20 protein-coding genes are annotated in these 17,800 nt (G+C 61.9%); 8 read left to right on the top strand and 12 right to left on the bottom strand.

Annotation, left to right across the window (positions count from 1 at the left end):
- The first annotated feature begins 71 nt into the window (after positions 1 to 71).
- From SAZ10_RS26745 to SAZ10_RS26735, 3 genes are all read left to right on the top strand, one after another.
- Positions 72 to 1,091, top strand: coding sequence for an ABC transporter substrate-binding protein (locus tag SAZ10_RS26745; protein WP_318612472.1), 1,020 nt, complete (start codon positions 72 to 74; stop codon positions 1,089 to 1,091).
- 187 nt (positions 1,092 to 1,278) lie between these two features.
- Positions 1,279 to 2,151, top strand: a complete 873-nt coding sequence (locus SAZ10_RS26740; RefSeq protein WP_318612471.1) for an ABC transporter permease — start codon at positions 1,279 to 1,281, stop codon at positions 2,149 to 2,151.
- Positions 2,148 to 3,200 carry a betaine/proline/choline family ABC transporter ATP-binding protein gene (locus SAZ10_RS26735; protein ID WP_318612470.1) on the top strand — a complete coding sequence of 351 codons (1,053 nt, stop codon included), beginning with the start codon at positions 2,148 to 2,150 and terminating at the stop codon, positions 3,198 to 3,200. Before SAZ10_RS26740 ends, SAZ10_RS26735 begins: the two co-directional genes overlap by 4 nt.
- A gap of 20 nt (positions 3,201 to 3,220) precedes the next feature.
- On the opposite strand, the gene SAZ10_RS26730 is transcribed toward SAZ10_RS26735, so the two are convergent.
- Both SAZ10_RS26730 and SAZ10_RS26725 read right to left on the bottom strand, forming a co-directional pair.
- On the bottom strand, positions 3,221 to 3,712 hold the full coding sequence (locus SAZ10_RS26730; protein ID WP_318612469.1) for a copper chaperone PCu(A)C: 492 nt from the start codon (positions 3,710 to 3,712) through the stop codon (positions 3,221 to 3,223).
- A 71-nt stretch (positions 3,713 to 3,783) separates the two neighbouring features.
- A complete protein-coding gene (locus SAZ10_RS26725; RefSeq protein WP_318612468.1) occupies positions 3,784 to 4,623 on the bottom strand; it encodes an LOG family protein in 840 nt (279 codons plus the stop codon).
- 147 nt (positions 4,624 to 4,770) lie between these two features.
- Here SAZ10_RS26725 and dapD point away from each other — a divergent pair, with 147 nt between their 5' ends.
- Positions 4,771 to 5,625 carry a 2,3,4,5-tetrahydropyridine-2,6-dicarboxylate N-succinyltransferase gene (gene dapD / locus SAZ10_RS26720; protein ID WP_318612467.1) on the top strand — a complete coding sequence of 285 codons (855 nt, stop codon included), beginning with the start codon at positions 4,771 to 4,773 and terminating at the stop codon, positions 5,623 to 5,625.
- Between the two features lie 4 nt (positions 5,626 to 5,629).
- Positions 5,630 to 5,995, top strand: a complete 366-nt coding sequence (locus SAZ10_RS26715) for a DUF805 domain-containing protein (RefSeq protein WP_318612466.1) — start codon at positions 5,630 to 5,632, stop codon at positions 5,993 to 5,995.
- Between the two features lie 64 nt (positions 5,996 to 6,059).
- Here SAZ10_RS26715 and SAZ10_RS26710 read toward each other — a convergent pair whose 3' ends face one another.
- On the bottom strand, positions 6,060 to 7,091 hold the full coding sequence (locus tag SAZ10_RS26710) for a 2-dehydropantoate 2-reductase (RefSeq protein ID WP_318612465.1): 1,032 nt from the start codon (positions 7,089 to 7,091) through the stop codon (positions 6,060 to 6,062).
- A gap of 153 nt (positions 7,092 to 7,244) precedes the next feature.
- On the opposite strand from SAZ10_RS26710, the gene dapE reads away from it, so the two are divergent.
- Together dapE and SAZ10_RS26700 are read left to right on the top strand one after the other, a co-directional pair.
- Complete coding sequence (gene dapE / locus SAZ10_RS26705; protein ID WP_318612464.1) at positions 7,245 to 8,432, top strand: succinyl-diaminopimelate desuccinylase; 1,188 nt, start codon at positions 7,245 to 7,247, stop codon at positions 8,430 to 8,432.
- On the top strand, positions 8,432 to 9,040 hold the full coding sequence (locus SAZ10_RS26700) for a transporter (RefSeq protein ID WP_318612463.1): 609 nt from the start codon (positions 8,432 to 8,434) through the stop codon (positions 9,038 to 9,040). The genes dapE and SAZ10_RS26700 overlap by 1 nt, the downstream gene beginning before the upstream one ends.
- On the opposite strand, the gene truA is transcribed toward SAZ10_RS26700, so the two are convergent.
- The 3 genes from truA to fmt all read right to left on the bottom strand — a co-directional run bounded on the left by truA (position 9,021) and on the right by fmt (position 11,347).
- On the bottom strand, positions 9,021 to 9,791 hold the full coding sequence (gene truA, locus SAZ10_RS26695; protein ID WP_318612462.1) for a tRNA pseudouridine(38-40) synthase TruA: 771 nt from the start codon (positions 9,789 to 9,791) through the stop codon (positions 9,021 to 9,023). The two genes, SAZ10_RS26700 and truA, sit on opposite strands and share 20 nt — an antisense overlap.
- A 123-nt stretch (positions 9,792 to 9,914) precedes the next feature.
- Positions 9,915 to 10,415, bottom strand: coding sequence for an N-acetyltransferase (locus SAZ10_RS26690; RefSeq protein ID WP_318612461.1), 501 nt, complete (start codon positions 10,413 to 10,415; stop codon positions 9,915 to 9,917).
- The gene (gene fmt / locus SAZ10_RS26685; RefSeq protein ID WP_318612460.1) at positions 10,412 to 11,347 is read right to left on the bottom strand and encodes a methionyl-tRNA formyltransferase; all 936 of its coding nucleotides are present in this window, start codon (positions 11,345 to 11,347) and stop codon (positions 10,412 to 10,414) included. The genes SAZ10_RS26690 and fmt overlap by 4 nt, the downstream gene beginning before the upstream one ends.
- 263 nt (positions 11,348 to 11,610) lie before the next feature.
- Here fmt and SAZ10_RS26680 point away from each other — a divergent pair, with 263 nt between their 5' ends.
- A complete protein-coding gene (locus SAZ10_RS26680) occupies positions 11,611 to 12,219 on the top strand; it encodes an inorganic diphosphatase (RefSeq protein WP_318612459.1) in 609 nt (202 codons plus the stop codon).
- Between the two features lie 56 nt (positions 12,220 to 12,275).
- On the opposite strand, the gene SAZ10_RS26675 is transcribed toward SAZ10_RS26680, so the two are convergent.
- The 6 genes from SAZ10_RS26675 to SAZ10_RS26650 form a co-directional block, all read right to left on the bottom strand.
- Positions 12,276 to 13,862, bottom strand: coding sequence for a TerC family protein (locus SAZ10_RS26675; protein ID WP_318612458.1), 1,587 nt, complete (start codon positions 13,860 to 13,862; stop codon positions 12,276 to 12,278).
- Positions 13,863 to 13,898: 36 nt separating this feature from the next.
- Entirely contained in the window at positions 13,899 to 14,561 is a 663-nt protein-coding gene (locus SAZ10_RS26670) for an exopolysaccharide biosynthesis protein (RefSeq protein WP_318612457.1), read from the bottom strand.
- Between the two features lie 135 nt (positions 14,562 to 14,696).
- Positions 14,697 to 15,254: a DUF2076 domain-containing protein gene (locus SAZ10_RS26665; protein ID WP_318612456.1), complete on the bottom strand. Its 558-nt coding sequence runs from the start codon at positions 15,252 to 15,254 to the stop codon at positions 14,697 to 14,699.
- 27 nt (positions 15,255 to 15,281) lie between these two features.
- Positions 15,282 to 15,998: a Bax inhibitor-1/YccA family protein gene (locus SAZ10_RS26660; RefSeq protein ID WP_318612455.1), complete on the bottom strand. Its 717-nt coding sequence runs from the start codon at positions 15,996 to 15,998 to the stop codon at positions 15,282 to 15,284.
- A gap of 24 nt (positions 15,999 to 16,022) precedes the next feature.
- Positions 16,023 to 16,796 (bottom strand): anti-sigma factor, encoded by a 774-nt coding sequence (locus SAZ10_RS26655; protein ID WP_318612454.1) that lies wholly within the window; start codon positions 16,794 to 16,796, stop codon positions 16,023 to 16,025.
- Positions 16,780 to 17,325 carry a sigma-70 family RNA polymerase sigma factor gene (locus SAZ10_RS26650; RefSeq protein ID WP_318612453.1) on the bottom strand — a complete coding sequence of 182 codons (546 nt, stop codon included), beginning with the start codon at positions 17,323 to 17,325 and terminating at the stop codon, positions 16,780 to 16,782. The genes SAZ10_RS26655 and SAZ10_RS26650 overlap by 17 nt, the downstream gene beginning before the upstream one ends.
- Positions 17,326 to 17,800: the final 475 nt, after the last annotated feature.

The raw sequence follows: 17,800 nt of genomic DNA, 5'->3' as shown, positions 1-17,800 counted from the left end.
TCGCGGTTGACCATCTGGCTTCGAGCCGCTACCCACCCCGCGGATATTGTCAGTCACGGAGATCGTACAGGATGACATCAAGCGGAAAAGGCTTGCTCATTGGAGCGGCCCTCGCCGGCGCAGCATTGTTTTCGACACCAGTTCTGGCTCAGGACAATGCCTGCGGCACCGACCGCACGATAGATATCGCGGAAATGACATGGCCATCGGCGGCAGCACTCGCACGCATCCACGCCGTGATCCTGGAAAAGGGGTTTGGCTGCAAGGTGGAGGTTGTCGCCGGAGACACGGTGCCAACGGCTTCCTCCATGTTGTCGCGGGGAAGGCCGGCGGTCGCGCCGGAATTGTGGACCAGTGTCATCAAGGCATCCTGGGACGAAGGACTGCAAAGCGGAAAGGTCGTCGAACTCGGTGACGCCATCACCGATGGGACAGTCGAGGGCTGGTTCATCCCCCACTATGTGCAAGAGGCTCACCCGGAATTGAAACGCGCCGAGGATGTCATCGCACGGCCCGACCTCTTCCCCGACCCTGAGGAATCGAGCAAGGGCCGGCTTTATTCCTGCCCGCCAGGATGGGCTTGCGAACTGTCCACGACCGCCTTGTTCAAAGCCTTCGACATGGGCAAGACTTGGAACCTGTTCTCTGCCGGTTCTGGCGGCGCTCTCGACGCATCGATCGCGCGCGCCTTCCTGCGCAAGGAGCCGATCCTCTTCTACTACTGGGGACCGACCGCGATTCTTGGCAAGTTCGATGCCGTCCAGCTCGACCTCGGCGAGGCGAAGCCCGAGATCTATGCCTGCAATACGGACCCTGATTGCACCAATCCCCCGGCTGTGACGGCCTATCCGTCCTCCCCTGCGGTCGTTGGCGCCGCCGGGTGGATCAAGCAGGATGCCCCGGCAATAGCCGACTACTTCTCCAAGGTCGGGCTGACCAATGCCCGAATCAGCGAACTCTTGGTCTATGGCGATGAGAACAAGGCCGATGCTGCTGCAACAGCACTCAACTTCCTGAAGACCAAGCCCGACATCTGGAAGAAATGGGTTCCTTCCGATGTCGCCGAGAAGGTCCAGGCTAGCCTCGACTAGACTCCTTGTTACTGCAAAAGATGCGCCCGGCCGGGCGCATCTCGCAAGAGAACCATCGGTGTCTTAGGGCGTCCCCGAAAAATCAAGCAATCCCGGACCAGTGCTGCCTTCAGCATCGGAGAATGTGCGCGTGTTCAGCACCATGTGCGAGACGTGCTCATTGAGCAATCATTATAGATAGAGCTAAATGTTCCCTGATTTTGTCAACACCAATCCTTGGCGGCGTGCCGTCGATGACGGCCTGAACTGGGTCGTGGGTAATTGGGGCGATAGCTTCGAGGCTGCAGCCCGACCGCTTCTCCTTCTTCTCAATGCGATCGAGAAACTGCTACTGATCACGCCGTGGTGGGTGATCGTCATCATACTCGTAGGCGTCGCATGGCTGGCGACTCGCCGCTGGCAGCTTCCCCTCGTGGTGTTCGTGGCCCTGATATTTCTCGGCATCATGGATCTGTGGCACGACGCCATGACAACGACAGCCTTGATGCTTGCCGCCACTATCAGCACCATCATCATCTCGATCCCCGTCGGCGTCTGGATGTCGCGCTCGTCGATTACCCGGCAGATCGTCACGCCGATCCTCGACCTGATGCAGACCTTGCCGAGCTTCGTCTATCTCATCCCCACCGTGATGATATTCGGGCCTGGCAAGATTCCGGCCTTGATTGCGACCATCGTCTATGCAGCTCCGCCGCTTGCTCGTCTCACGGACCTAGGCCTGCGTTCGGTGGACACCTCCGTGATGGAGGCAAGCCGTGCGTTCGGCACGACGCCAATGCAGCGTCTGTTCGGCGTGCAGATCCCGCTGGCCCTCCCGACGATCCTTGCCGGGATAAACCAGACCACGATGATGGCGCTCGCCATGGTCGTGATCGCCTCGATGATCGGGGCGGGCGGGCTTGGCTATCAGGTGCTGCAGGGGATCGGGCGGCTTGAGATCAGCCGCGGGCTTTTCGCCGGCCTCGGCATCGTCGCCCTTGCCGTCATATTCGACCGCGTCACCCAAGCATTCGGCCGGCAGCTCCAGGCCCGCATCGGCGTGTCGGAGGGGCGCGCATGAGCCGCGGCACCGACATGGATCTCGCCATTCAGATCAGGGGCGTCACCAAGATATTTGGTGGCAATCCGGAAGGCGCGATGAAGCTTCTGCGGGAAGGTAAATCGAAGACCGAGGTGCAGACCGCCACCGGCCATGTCATTGGACTGGACGATGTGTCACTTGATATCGCAAAGGGTCAGATCTTCGTTGTGATGGGGCTATCCGGATCAGGCAAGTCGACGCTCATCCGGCACGTGAACCGCCTTATAGAGCCAACGGCCGGCGAGATCCTTGTCAATGGCACCCAGGTTCTCAAGATGAGCCACGAGGCGCTCAGACACTTCCGGCGCAGTACCGTTACAATGGTGTTCCAGAAGTTCGGACTTCTGCCCCACCGATCTGTAATCGACAATGTCGCCTACGGTTTGCAGGTGCGCGGCGTCGACCGGAAGGTGCGGCTCAAGGAAGCGGAGAAGTGGATCGAGACGGTGGGTCTGTCCGGCTATCGGGATGCCAGACCGCGTCAGCTTTCGGGCGGACAGCAACAGCGCGTCGGCCTGGCCCGGGCGCTTGCCATGAACACCGACATCATCCTCATGGACGAAGCATTTTCTGCGCTCGATCCTCTGATCCGGTCCGGCATGCAGGACGAACTGATCAACCTTCAAAAAGCGCTGAACAAGACGATCCTGTTCATCACACATGATTTCGACGAGGCGCTCAAGATCGGCGACCGCATTGCCGTTTTGAAGGACGGCGCCGTGCAGCAGGTCGGCAAGCCTGAAGACATCGTGCTCAAGCCCGCCAATGAACATATCGAGGAGTTCGTCCGCGACGTGAACAAGGCGCGCGCAATCCATGTTCGCGCCATCATGGAAAGGGGCAATAGTGAACCGTGTGCCTATTCCGTCTCTGCCGACGCCCGGTGCGAAGATGTCTTGCCGCTCTTTGCACAATATGATTGGGTGGGAGTCACTGATGAAGGGGGAAGCCAGATCGGAAGGATCACTGCAAAGCAGGTCATCAAGGCTTTGGCGCGCCATTCCCGCACCACGGTTGACAGCAATTGATGATCCTGTCGTCCGATGGGCTAGCCGCCGAGACCGACAACCGGGAAAACGATCTCGACCTTGCCGGCCTTCTCGAATTCGAGCGTGACTGGGACCTCGCCGCCCTTCTTGAAGGGCTCCTTCACCTGCATGAACATCAGATGCGTGCCGCCCGGCTTCAGCTCGACAGTCGCGCCGGCCGGTATCTCCAGTCCACCATTCACCGGCCGCATGGTCATCACGTTGTTGACTACTTCCATCGTGTGGATCTCGACCATCCCCGCGCTTGGCGAGGTGACGGACAGCAGTCGATCCGCCGACGATCCATTGTTGGCGATTGTGAGAAAAGCGCCCCCTGTCGGCTGGCCGGGCAGCATGGCCTTTGCACGGTAGGCAGTGATCGTGAGATCGCCCGCGATAACTGGAGCGGATGCCTGCTCGGATGCCGACACAGCACTTGAGATCGGCGCGACGGCTGCCGGTAAGACCAGCGTGAACAAGGCTAGCAGGGAAGCGGTCAGCAGCTTTCGCATGGTTCGACCTGACTGTCTTTCGAGAAGCTTGCTTTATCGACTCGCGGCCTTTTCTACCATGTGGCGAAACGTCAGAGACCGTAGAAGCGGGAGATGATGGCCCATGCCTCATCGGCGGTATCGACGAGATCGATGATGTCCTGATCGCCCGGGCTGATCGTCCCCTGCTCGGCGAGGAAGTCGAGGTCCATCGCACGCGACCAGAAGTCGCTGCCGAACAAGATGATTGGGACGCGCTCCATGCGGCCGGTCTGAATCAGGGTCAGCGTCTCGAAGAATTCGTCCAATGTACCGAAGCCGCCTGGAAAGACGGCCATCGCCTTCGCGCGCATGACGAAATGCATCTTGCGGATCGCGAAATAGTGAAAATTGAAGCAGAGATCCGGGGTCACGTAAGCGTTCGGCGCCTGCTCATGCGGCAGCACGATATTGAGGCCGATGGTCGGCGCGCCGACATCGTGCGCACCGCGATTCCCGGCCTCCATCACGCCGGGGCCGCCGCCCGTGACAACGACGAATTCGCGGAAGTCGGATCGAGCCGAATGCTGCGAGCACAATCGGGCGAATTTGCGCGCCTCTTCGTAGTAGCGGCTGTTCGCCTCGAGGTTGCACTTCTGCGCTTCGTTCTTGGCCGCCCAGGCCTTGCCGCCGGGCTCAGGGATGCGTGAACCGCCGAAGATGACGACGGTGGACTCAATGCCGCGTTCGGCGAGGGTCATCTCGGGCTTCAGCAGCTCGAGCTGCAGCCGGACCGGACGCAGCTCGCGCCGCGTCATGAAGTCGGGGTCATCCCATGCGAGCCGATAGGTCGCAGCGCGCGTCTGCGGCGTATCCGGCACGCGCTTGATGTGCTCGAGATCCTCGTCCGAATGAGGCAGCGGGGTCCACCCCGCTTTTTCCATCGGATTCATATTTATCCCCGGCGCGCGCCTGCGCGCCGTCCCATGACGTTGGCGCAATTGACCCTCGGTGATGGTTCGCCTAGAGCAACAGCGCCTGATTTCTCGACCGAAGCCTAGGCTTCTGCCCTTAACAGCGCGTGTAGCGGAGTATTCTCAATGACGAAAGCCGATCTTTCGAGCCTCGAAGCGACAATTGAGAGGGCCTTCGAGGAACGGGACGGGATCACGACCGCAACGCGTGGCGAGGTCCGTGAAGCGATCGAGACCGCTCTCGACCTGCTCGACCGCGGACAGGCGCGCGTTGCGGAACGGCAGAACGACGGACAATGGACGGTCAATCAGTGGCTCAAAAAGGCCGTGCTGCTCTCATTCCGCCTCAACCCCATGGAGATCATCAAGGGCGGGCCCGGTGACGCGGTGTGGTGGGACAAGGTTCCTTCGAAATTCTCCGGCTGGGGTGCCGTCGATTTCGAGAAGGCCGGCTTCCGTGCGGTACCTTCGGCGATCGTGCGCCGTTCGGCCTATGTCGCGCCGGGCGTCGTGCTGATGCCTTCCTTCGTCAATCTCGGAGCCTATGTCGATAAAGGCACGATGGTCGACACCTGGGCGACGGTCGGCTCCTGCGCGCAGATCGGCAAGAACGTACATCTGTCGGGCGGCGTGGGCATCGGCGGCGTGCTCGAACCGCTGCAGGCCGGACCGACCATCATCGAGGACAATTGCTTCATCGGTGCGCGCTCGGAGGTGGTCGAGGGCTGTATCGTGCGCGAAGGCGCGGTGCTCGGCATGGGCGTATTCATCGGCAAGTCGACGAAGATCGTCGACCGCACGACCGGCGAGGTTTTCTACGGCGAGGTGCCGGCCAATTCGGTGGTCGTTGCCGGGACGCTTCCGGGTAAGCCGCTCCCCAACGGCGAGCCCGGCCCGAGCCTCTACTGCGCCGTGATCGTGAAACGCGTCGACGAGAAAACGCGCTCGAAGACCTCGATCAACGAACTCCTCAGAGATTGATCGTTTGCCTGAAAAGAATCAGCTCTTTTGGCTTTTCTTCAGCCTGAAAGGCCGCATCAGCCCGGGCGTCTATTTTCTCGCCGGGCTGCTGCTCCTGGTCGTTCGAGGATTCCTGCTCTACCGACTTGCTCTCTCGCCGCAAGATAGTGCGGAGCAGGCTGACTGGGCGGGTGCATTCCTGGCAGCCGTATTCATTTCAATGTGGTCGAACATCGCGTTGACCGGGAAGCGGCTGCATGATTTCGGCAAGCCGGCGCCCTGGGCACTGATCACAATCATCGTCGACTTCACGATCTTTTTCGTACTGCCCTTCGTGAAAGGCGACCCCGGACCCAACAAATACGGAACCAGAACCAATGCACCCGCCTGACTGGGCAGCTAGACTGTTGTGCAATTCGCTTGAGGTAGCAAGGCGAATGACACGCCGAACGCGGTCAGCTTGCTGGCAGCTTGAAGTCGTCGGGCGCGAGCCGCGGTGACCCCTTACCGGCTTGTTCCGCCGCCCGGATGCGGCGAAGAACAAGCCGCGATAGCGGCGCTGCCGTCCCTACTTGCTCGGAAAGTCGCACGATCGCGCCCTGGAACTCGTCCGTTTCCGTCTTTCGGCCGCGTTCGAGATCCTGCAGTGTGGACGGTTTCGCCTTCGGGTCCACGGTCAGCATGCGCCGGGCGATGATACGAAAGAGGAAATCCGGCAGGCGCAGCAGGTAGGGCAAAAAAGCTGGCCGCAGAGCGCCGACCTTGGCGGGATTGATGCCGGCCGCGCGCATTGCTGCAAGCGCCTCCTCGATCTGGGCAGCAAGGACCAGCCGCCACCGCCGATCGGAGAGATATTCGACGAGCGGCAGTCCGGACAGGGCGTTGATTGCGTTGGTGAGGTTGAGGATCAGCTTGCCCCAAAGGACGGCCGTCATATCTGCAGCGGATTCGACAGGAAGGCCGTCGACATTCAGGAGCTCGACGAGGCCCGGTACGCCGGCTTCGACAAGCACCTCGCCGCCGGTCGTGCGACGAAAGACCGGCGCACCGTCGGCCGAGCGGTCCTGAATGACGTTGAACGACACCATGCCGGCGACCACGCGCTGGGTTGCCGGCAAATGCTGCCTGAGCCGCGCCGCGTTTGCTGCCCCGTTCTGCAGGCTTACCACTGTCGCATCCGGGCGTGCGTGGCGGGCGATGAGCCCTGCCATCTCGGCCGTATCGCCGCTCTTCACCGTCACCAGGACCAGACCCGCGTCATTGAACGCCACGGCCGGATCGACGGCCGCGTCGATCGCCGACGGCGCAAGCTTGCGCTCGCTTCCGTCGAGATCGACGATCGTCAGGCCATCCCTGCCGATCGCCTCTGCCAGAGGCTGTCGGGCGAGCAGCGTGACGCGGCGGCCCGCCAGCGCCAGGCAGCCGCCGGCATGGCAGCCGATGCTACCCGCGCCGGCAACGGCAATTCGAGTTGTCCGATCGAGCATTCCGCCCTCCAAGCCGCCGCTCTGCAGAATGGCTACCCCACGAAGCAACCGTCAACGGTGATGTCGAGCAGGCCCTTCACCGGACGCGACGCGCTCCCTGGTCCAGCAAGCCTTGCGTGACAGGTTAATCTGTTTCGACTATCCCTCGCCGCCATGACAATGCCTACCGATCCTGTCGAGAACCTGGCCGCCCTGATCCGTTGTCCCTCCGTGACGCCGGCAGAGGGCGGCGCGCTCGCGCTGATCGAAGGGCTGCTGAGGCCGCTCGGCTTCAATGTGGAGCGGCCGGTCTTCTCCGAAGAGGGCACGCCGGATATCGAGAACCTCTATGCTCGCCGCTCGGGCAACGGCCCGCATCTGATGTTTGCCGGCCACACCGACGTGGTTCCGGCCGGCGACGAAGCAGCGTGGACGCATCCGCCCTTCTCGGCTGCGGTTTCGCGCGGCGAGATGTATGGACGCGGCGCCGTCGACATGAAGGGCGGCATCGCCTGCTTCATCGCTGCCGTCGCGCGCCACATCGAGCGGCATGGCAGTTTCAAGGGATCGGTCTCGTTCCTGATCACCGGCGACGAGGAAGGTCCGGCGATCAACGGCACGGCGAAGTTGCTGGAATGGGCGGCAGGCAAGGGCGAAAGCTGGGATGCGGCGATCGTGGGGGAGCCGACCAATCCGGACAAGCTCGGCGACATGGTCAAGATCGGCCGGCGCGGCTCGCTCACCGGCATCGTCACGGTCAATGGCCGGCAGGGCCATTCCGCCTATCCGCATCTGGCCGATAACCCGGTCCACGGTCTCCTGCAACTCGCGGATGGCCTGCTTGTACCGGTCTTCGACGCAGGCACGAAGGACTTCCAGCCGTCCAACATCGAGATCACCTCGATCGACGTCGGCAACAGCGCTGCCAATGTCATCCCGGCCAGGGCTTCGCTCGCCTTCAACGTCCGCTTCAACGACAGCTGGACGACCGAAACCATGCAGGCCGAGATCCACAACCGGCTCGACCGAGCCGCGGCCGACGAAAAATACCGAAAGGGCCGCGAACAACCGGTCGACTACGATCTTGCTTGGCGCGACCGGCCGAGCCAGATTTTCCTCACGCGTGACGACAAGCTGATCGAGACGCTCGGTCGCGCCGTGAAGCAGGTTACCGGGCGAACCCCGGAGCTCTCGACATCCGGCGGCACCTCCGATGCGCGTTTCATCAAGGACTACTGCCCGGTCGTCGAATTCGGTCTGGTCGGCAAGACAATGCACATGGTGGACGAGCGCGTGGCGCTGGCCGATCTGGAGACGCTTACCCAGATATATGGGCGTCTTCTGGAAGAGTGGTTCGCCTGATGCCCGAGATGGTCGAAGTCCAGCAATATCTGGTCGGTTCATGGCGTATGATGACCGGCAAGCCCGATGGCATCAAGCTGCTCGACATTTCGGCCGACGGTTTCTGGAATTCCTTCTTCGCCATCGTGATCGCGCTGCCGGCGCTGATTGCCGGCTGGGTGACTATCGCCAACACGCTGACGCCCGGCCATGCGCCGTTCGGCGACCGGCTGTCGATCATGCTGCGGCTTGCCACCGTCGATATCGGCTCGTGGGTCATTCCGCTGGCGGCCTTTGCGGCAGCAGCTCGCTCGGCCGGCCTCGGCGACCGGCTCGCGCATTACGTCATATCGAGCAATTGGGGATCGGCGCTCATCGTCTGGATGATGCTGCCGCCGACGCTGCTGCGCATGTTCTTCCCCGGCACCGACGATCTGGCCTCGGCGATCTCGATCTGCCTGTTCATCGTCTCGCTGGTTCTCACCTGGCGGCTGACCAACAGCGCGCTACGCAAGGGCGCGGGCACCGCAACGGCAGTATTCGGCGCGATGTTCGCCGTCTCGCTGGTGGTGCTCTACGCGCTTCAGCTCCTGCTTGGGCTGGGCTCGATCAATCCGCCGGCCGGTTAAGCGCGCCGAGATAGTCAACCTTCATGAGGTAGAGTCCGTCGGGCGGCGCGACCGGGCCGCAAGCCGCACGGTCGCATGCTTCCAGCGCGCCCCGGAGATCGGCTTCGGTCCATCCCCCTTCGCCCACTCGTTTCAGGGAGCCGACCATCGAGCGAACCTGATTGTGGAGGAAGGACCGGGCGGAAGCGCGGATCTCGATGGCATCGCCGTCCCTTGTCACATCGAGGCGGTCAAGCGTCTTCACAGGGCTCTTGGCCTGGCACTGGATGGAGCGGAATGTCGTGAAGTCGTGCTTGCCGACGAGGAACTGCGCTGCTGCGTGCATCGCTTGCGCGTCGAGCCTCTTCGGCACCCACCAGGCTTTTCTCGCCTGCAGCGCGAGCGGGGCGCGGCGATTGACGATGCGGTAGAGATAATGCCGCGCGATTGCCGAGAAGCGCGCGTCGAAATCATCCGGAACCAACGAGGCAGCAAGCACGCTCACTGCTTCGCCTGCCATCTGCAGGTGCGCGTTCATGGCATCGCGAACCGTGTCCGCCGGCCAATCCCTTTCGAGGTCCACATGTGCGACCTGGCCGGCAGCGTGGACGCCGGCGTCCGTCCGGCCGGCGCCGCGGATCGTCACCACCTCGCGCGAGAACTTCTCGATCGCCTGCTCCAACGCCGCTTGCACCGAATGATGGCCCGCCTGGCGCTGCCAGCCGGCATAGGGGCTGCCGTCATATTCGATGTCGAGGCGGTAGCGCGGCATAGGCCCTCTGTTTCCCGCAGGTTCTCATCGCAAAACCGTCGGCCACGTCGGCCAATTTGCGGAACCTGCTTTGAGCTTGTCGCAGGTTCTTATCGCAAACCGGGCGACTTCTTGCGAAACTGCTTAGAACCCGCCGAAGGCCGGCGCGTAGACCAGCCGTCCGCTCTCCGGGGCGTCGCCCCAGGCCAACGCCTGCAGCGCCTCACCCTGGTAGTCGCTTTCAAAGAGGGCGGCGCGACTGCGATCGTAGCCGAAACGGCCGTAATAGGCCGGGTCGCCAAGCACGACCGAGAGCTTCTCGCCGGCATCCTTCAGCCGGATATGTGCCTCGCGGACCAGCGCCCCGCCGATGCCAGTACCGTGGAAGGACGGCTCCACCGCGAGCGGTGCCAGCGCGACAGCCGGGAACCTGTCGCCGTCCTGCTCGACGAATAGCCGCGAAAAGAGGATGTGACCGACAACGGCGCCGTCATCCTCGGCAACGAGCTCTGCCAAGACATCGCCGCTCGCGACAAGCGCGTCGACGAGGCCTGCTTCCACCGGCTGGCCGAAGGCGTGCTCCTCGACCAGGCGGATCGCGTCGCGATCCCTCGGGGTTGCCGCCCGGATTGACATCATACTCATAAGACACTCATTCCTTTTTGCAGTTTGACCCCGCGCAGAAACTCCGCGGAAGTCGTCGGTCTGCCTCCTGCCCGCTGCACCTCCATGAGCCGCACGGCTTTTTCGCGGCAGGCGACAGTCAACTCATCGTCAATCAGGATGCCCGGCTCGCCGGATCCTTCGATCTCTGCCGAACGGAGAACCTTGAGCCGCTCGGGCTTGCCGGCGATCAGCACCTCGCACCATGCGCCGGGAGCGGGTGAGAGGGCCCGGATATGGTCGTGCACCTCGCGCGCCGGCCGCTTCCAGTCAATACGCGTCTCGGCCTTGTCGATTTTCCTGGCGTAGGTCGTCCCATCGGAGGCCTGCGGCGTCAGGGTCAAGCTTCCCGCTTCGAGCCTTGCCAGTGCCTCGACCATCAGCGGAGCGCCGATCTCTTTCAGGCGGTCATGCAGCTCGCCGCCCGTCATGGAACGGTCGATCGCAATACGCTTGATGAGCGCAACCGGCCCGGTGTCCAGTCCCGCCTCCATTTTCATGATCATCATGCCGGTCTCCTTATCGCCGGACATGATCGCACGTTGGATCGGGGCAGCGCCGCGCCAGCGCGGCAAGAGCGAAGCGTGGCCATTGAAGGCGCCAAGCCGCGTCCCCTCGAGAATGGCGACCGGCAGCAGCAGGCCGTAGGCCACGACGACGGCCGCATCGGCGCCCAAAGCACGAAACGCCTCCTGCTCGGCCGCGCCTTTCAGCGAGACGGGTGTGCGGACCTCCAGGCGCAGCCGCTCCGCTTCCTGCTGAACCGGCGAAGGTGTGAGCTCCAGCCCACGGCGGCCGGCCGGCCGCGGCGGCTGCGTATAGACCGCCGCGATCTCGTGGCCGGCACCGGCAACGGCGCGCAGCGTCGGCACGGAAAATTCCGGCGTTCCCATGAAGACGAGGCGAAGGGGCATGCTGGTTCGGCTGTGATCTCGTTAGGGCGTCATCCCGCAGAAAGGGCGGCTCAAGCACCCGTTTCAAACGGGTTCACGAGCTCCAGGTCAAGCCCATCGATCACCTCAAATCCCAATGCGGAGTCGGTGCGGTGGGAGCTCGACCTCATATGGCTTTTCCGGGTTAATCCCTTCGTTCTGTTATCTTGTCGTTGCAAAAGCCAGCTAGGGCCTGAAATGCAAGGAAAATCAGATACTCCGATCAGACACGACAAGGGGCTTCAATGCGTAAATTCCTACTGGCCGGCATCGTTGCGGCAAGCGTCTTCACAACCGCCTGTTCGGCATTTGCCGATTTCGTGAACCCGTTCGAATATCCGCAGCCCAAGGAAGGCAGTGATTTCTTCGCGGTGATCGAGATACCTGCCGGCAGCTTCACCAAGTACGAAATCGATGCCGAGAACGGCCACATCATCGTCGACCGCTATCAATCCATGCCGGTGATCTATCCGGCAAACTACGGCTCCATCCCGAGCTCTCTGGGCGGGGATGGCGATCCGCTCGACGTGCTGGTCTATACGCGCGAGCCGATCGTTCCCGGCGCCTTGATCAAAGTGCGGGCCATCGGCGTTCTGAAGATGATCGACGGCGGCGAGACCGACGACAGGATCGTAGCAGTGCCGGCATCCGACATCGATCCGACCTATGATGCGGTGAAGTCCATCAATAATCTTCCCCAAATTGAACGCGCGCGACTGGAGTCATTCTTCCGCGTCTACAAGCAACTCCCGGCCGGCCGCAAGGAAGTGGTCCTAAATGGCTTCGAGGATGTTGCGGTCGCGCAGGAGCTCGTGTCGGCTGCGATCACCAATTTTCGTGGCAAGAACCAGTAGCGTCATGCACACCCAAAGTGGGCAGATGGCGGGGTCTCCGCCATTTGCCAAATCTGTCATGCAGCATTTGATCGATTTGCTTCCGCAGCTGCCGGATCGATTTTCCTGACGCGGACGCGTTCGATATTGCGTCCCTTGATGGACACAACCTCCAGAACCAGTTCGTCGGTTGCGACCTTCTCTCCGGCCTGCGGCAGGTGGCCGAGCTTCCAGAGAATGAAGCCTGCAAGCGTGGAATAGCGGTCGGCGACATCAACGAGGTCGACGTCGAGAAGGCTGGAGGCCTTGCGGATGTCGATCCATCCGTCGACCAGCCAGGAGCCATCCTCCGCGCGTTCGGCGAGAAGCTGATCATCACCTTCGTCGGGGAAGTCGCCTGCGATTGCCTCGAGGAAATCGATTGGGGTGACGATGCCCTCCAGCGAGCCGTATTCGTCAACGATCACGGCCATTTGCAGCGGCGATTTTCTGAGTTGTTCCATCAGATGCAGCACGTCGACGCTCTCATACACAATCAACGGCTGACGCAACGATCGTTCGAGATTGATCTTTCCCTCCTCCAGGAGGTCGCGCAGCAGATCCTTCCCTAGCGCCACTCCGATGAAGTCATCCAGGTTTCCCCGCGCAAGCATGAAGCGCGAATGGCCGAGGGCGAGGATCTTCCGCCGAAGCTCTTCCGGAGCATCGTCCACATCCAGCCAATCGATCTCCGTGCGCGGCGTCATGATGGAGACGACGGAGCGTTCGGCAAGCGTGAGTACGCCTTGGATCATCTCCTTTTCTTCCGGAGCGAAGAGAGCGTGCTCCTTTGCCCTCTCTGCAATCGCCTCTGCTGCCTCGCCCAGACCCAGCTTGCCATGCTTGCCGCCGAGAAGTCGCAGGACCGCGTCAGCAGTCCGGTCGCGCAGGTTTCCAGTTGTCAGCACTCTTTCCTTGTTTCGGCGGGCGAGCTGGTTGAAGGCTTCGATCAAGACAGAGAAGCCGATTGCCGCATAGAGATACCCCTTCGGGATATGGAAGCCGAAACCCTCCACCACCAGCGAAAAGCCGATCATCATCAGGAAACCGAGGCACAGGACGACGACGGTTGGGTGCTTCGAGACGAAAGCCATCAAGGGCTTCGACGAGAGCATCATCACACCGACCGCGACGATCACCGCGATCATCATCAGCGAGACGTGCTGGACCATTCCGACAGCGGTGATGACGCTATCCAGCGAGAAGATGGCATCGAGCACGACGATCTGGACGATAACCTGCCAGAAAACGGCGGGCCGGACCCTTTTCTCCTTCTGGCCGATTGAGCCTTCGAGCCGCTCGTGCAGTTCCATCGTGCCCTTGAAGAGCAGGAACACGCCACCGAAGATCAGGATCAGATCGCGACCCGAAAAGTCGAAACCAGCAACGGTGAACAGAGGCCGCGTCAGGGTGACGATCCATGCAATGGAGGCGAGAAGGGCCAGGCGCATCACCAGGGCGAGTGACAAGCCGATCAGGCGCGCTTTGTCCCGTTGATGCGGAGGCAGCTTGTCAGCCAGGATCGCGATGAAGACCAGATTGTCGATGCCGAGCACGATTTCCAAGATGATCAGCGTCGCCAGGCCCGCCCAGGCAGCGGGATCGGCCATCCATTCAAAGAGCATTACCGGTTAGCCGGCGACGATCAGCCGCCGCCCTCCTCAGTTGAACACATTGGTGAAGACAAAGATTGCGCCCTTGGCGAGGGCGAACATCACACCGCCGACGATGACGAGCGAAGCAATGGCTATAACCCATCCGGCAATTGCCCAAAGGCCGTCCCTTTCGATTATCGCGAACGAGAACAGGCAGACAGCGAATGCCGGTGGAATATTCCCGAGTGGGATCGGCAGGACGAGGATGACAGCAAGAACGAGGCAGATGCCGCCGATCAGGTATTCGGCGGGTGCCCGCACGCAGGAATAAAGACGCGGCTTCAGCAATCGCTCAGCTCGCGCGAGCCATGGCGTGGCCCGCTCCGTCAGCGCTGCAAAATCCGTTCTCGAGATCGAGCGGCGGGCGACAACCTCCGGCAGCCATGGCTTCTGACCGAGCATCAACTGTGCAGCGAGGAACACCAGCGGCAGGCCGAGGATCGCCGACGTGCCGGGTGGCGTAGGCAAGACATTGGGGAGAGCGAAGACCAACATCAAAGCGCCGAAGGCGCGATCTCCCATCGCCCTCAGCAAATCCCCGACCGAAACGCGTTCGCGTCCCGGATCCGAGGCGATCTCAATCAGTATCTCGGAGAATCTTCGTCCACGCGCCGGATCTTGGGCCGACGGCGCGTGGACGACGGTACTTGGGGGCTGATCGTCAGGCATTCTGGTCGATCCGGACCCGTCCCGCTCGCGCCGTGAAAGATCGCAGCAGTCTTATGTCCGGGGAGTAGATCTCTTCGGGTGAGCCTCGGCTGCCGGGAAGCGAAGCAAGTAGCTCGTTGCCTGGCCGCCTTTCTATCAGAGTTCCATGTCCTCGAACCCACCTCCGTCGAAGCCCGTGTCCGACTCATCTTCCCCTTGCTGGGGAGCTTCCGTCGCCTGAGCCTGATCGGCTCCGAACAGGCCGCCGATCGCATTGGCGAGCAACATGCCTCCCGCCACGCCCATCGCCGTTTGCGCCGCTCCAGCGAGGAAGCCGCCACTCGCCCGCTGTTGCATCGGCGCGGCAGTCTGAGTCGGCCCGTTCGAAGCAGCGAGGCCGGCACGGCCGATTCTCGGCACCGATCCGGAACGTTGTGCTCGGTTGTCGCCGAACACGCCGGCGAAGAAGCCGCCGGATTGGCGCGCAGCCTTTGCGGCCTCCGCCTCGAGCTCCTCGATGCGGGCCTGCGCGTCCTGCAGCGCAAGCTCCTGCACCACAATCGTCTGGGCCATGTAGTAGGGCGCGCCGGGCTGTGCGGTAATCTGGTCACGGATGTAAGCTTCAGAGGCAGCATCGCGCGGCGGAGACTGGCGCTCGACTGCGGCGAGTTTGCCGAACAGCTGCTCGATCGCCTGCTGGTCGTTTCTGTCCATGATCAAGAACTCCTGCTTCCGGTGTTGCTATTCACGCTCCCCGGTGAAGTTGAGCAGCAGTTGGAAGATGTTGATAAAGTTGAGATAGAGCGAGAATGCGCCCCATACGGCGAGCTTCTGCTGCGATTGCGCATCGAAGTTTTCCGCATATTGCTCTTTGATCGTCTGCGTATCCCAAGCCGTCAGCCCGAGGAACACGAAGATGCCGATCACCGAGATGGCGAACTGCAGCGCCGACGAGCCGAGGAATATATTGACCAGACTGGCTATGACGACGCCGATCAGCCCCATGATCAGGAAGGACGAGAACCGCGTGAGGTCGGTCCTGGTCGTGTAGCCGTAGAGGCTCATCGCGCCGAACATGGTCGCCGCAATGAAGAAAGTCCGCGCGATGGAGGTGCCGGTGAACACAAGGAAGACCGAGGCGAGCGACAAGCCCATCACGCCGCAGAAGGCCCAGAACATGCCCTGAGCACCGGACGCCGACATGGTCTGGAGGCGGAACGAGAACAGGAAGGCGAAGGCAAGCGGCGCGAGCATCACAACCCATTTGAGCGGGGTCGAAAAGATCGGCACGTAGAGCGCAGGTGTCGATGCAACGACGAATGCGACAACGCCGGTCAGCACCAGTCCAAGTCCCATATAGTTATAGACGCGCAGCATGTGCTGGCGCAGGCCTTCGTCGAACAGCGCTGCGCTCTGCTGGCCGAAGCCGGTGCGGTACCCGTATTGCGGGGTGTTCATGGATGGTCTCCTCTTTCGTCTGAATCAATAAAGCGTGTCGGACAGCCGTTCGGCTGTGCGGTCGAGGTCGTGCACGTCGCCGCGGGCGACAAGCACGTACGCCACCTCGCCGATCTGAAAGTACGCCGAGGAAATATCAGCGGCGGGACCGATCGTCGGCTTCACCACATCGAATGTTCCGGGCCGCACGGCAAAGAGCGAGACAAGTCCCAAACCCTCGCTGCTGGCAGTCATTTCGACGCTCGGGCCGAACTGGGAGGGATAGATCTGCACATCGCTGACCTTCCAGTCCTTCGGCAGCTTAGGCATGACAATCGCCGTGGCTGCGCGGATCTCGTTAGCGTCGTAATCAGGCGATTCGGACTGCGAAGTCATCGAGGCCCTGAGAACCGACGTACGGTAGGCCCGCATCGCCTCTTCCACATAGGCCGGCGGCGTCGGCGACGCGACGACCTCGGTCACCGACATCGGGCCGATCGTTTTACTTGCAAGCCAGCCGCCAGCTGCGATGAGCATGATCGCAGCCATGCGATGAATCGTGCCGAGTATCCGATCACGCGCCAGCCCTCGCTCCAGTTTGCGCGCCGCATGGGCTGTTCCTGGTCGCGACATGCCGCGGTCGACGGCAAACGCCAGACGCAGTTCATCGCGCGCCCTCAGGTCGGACATGACACGGGCGGCCATTTCGGGATGAGCAGAAAGGAATGCCTCCACCTCGATTCGCCGACCGGCATCGAGCTGGTCGTCGACATAGGCATCGAGGTCTTGTTCCGACACGGGATCAAACCACGGGGCCATCGCGCCCTCCAACTATCCTCAGGTGATCTCTACGACTGGCCGCTTCGCCATCCTCGACTTTGCGCAGCGCAGCGCGGGCCCTGCCTATCCGAGACATCAGTGTCCCGACCGGAATACCGAGGATGTTCGCCGCCTCCTGATAGCCAAGCCCCTCGATGGCAACGAGATCGAGGGCGGAACGCTGCTCTTGCGGCAGGTCGAGAAAGGCTTTGCGTATCTGGGCAAGCCGAACGGCATGCTCCTGCGAAGCTCCGACGGCCGACTCGACAAGTTGCCCCGCAAGCTCCTCCCGGGCCGCTTCAGACTTTCGGCTCCGCATCCTGTCGATGAACACATTGTGGAGGATGGAAAGCAGCCAGGCCCGCAGGTTGCCGCCTGATCGGAACGTGTTCCTGCGTTCGTACGCCCTTACAAGCGCGTCATGGACGAGATCTTCAGCGTCCTCGCCGCCCGCTGTCAGCGACCGCGCGTAGCGGCGAAGCGAGCCGAGCTGGCCGACGACGTCGAATCGGGGTTTGGACGAGTTCATGCACCGTATACGGAGCCGGATGCCTTTTTAATCCACCGGGCCGTCGCCGTTTGACGAGCTTGCCAGATCGAGCCAATTGCATCCGTGGGTCAAATGCAGATCAAGGAGTTCAGGTCAGGGGTCTCGGATATCCCTTCACTAACGCTCCCGTGCCTTGCCGCCATATTGAATGTACCGACATGCTTCGGATATCGAAGCGCCTGGCGCCATCCCACCTCTTCTAAGAAATTGTAACGGCGCCATTCTGCGCGCGCCGGCTTCTAATGGCGATCGCACAGGTGCCGCCCGCGACCGCGATTCGCATCCGACGCGCCGAGCACTCTCGATTCACAAGAATGCCCATGCAATTAGTCGACCGTGAACTATTGCGATTTCACGTTGATACGAGGCGAAGCTGAGTGCTGAAGGCAGCCAGCATCAGGCACAGCAAAAGACTGAGCCAGCGGATGAGGCGGCGGAAGTTGTAGCCGGCGGC

The organism is Mesorhizobium sp. BAC0120, from assembly GCF_033542235.1.
In the GTDB taxonomy this organism is placed as follows: Bacteria; Pseudomonadota; Alphaproteobacteria; order Rhizobiales; family Rhizobiaceae; genus JAWRCU01.
The sequence above is the reverse complement of the archived record's forward strand: the minus strand, read 5'-3'. Positions and strand labels throughout refer to the sequence as shown.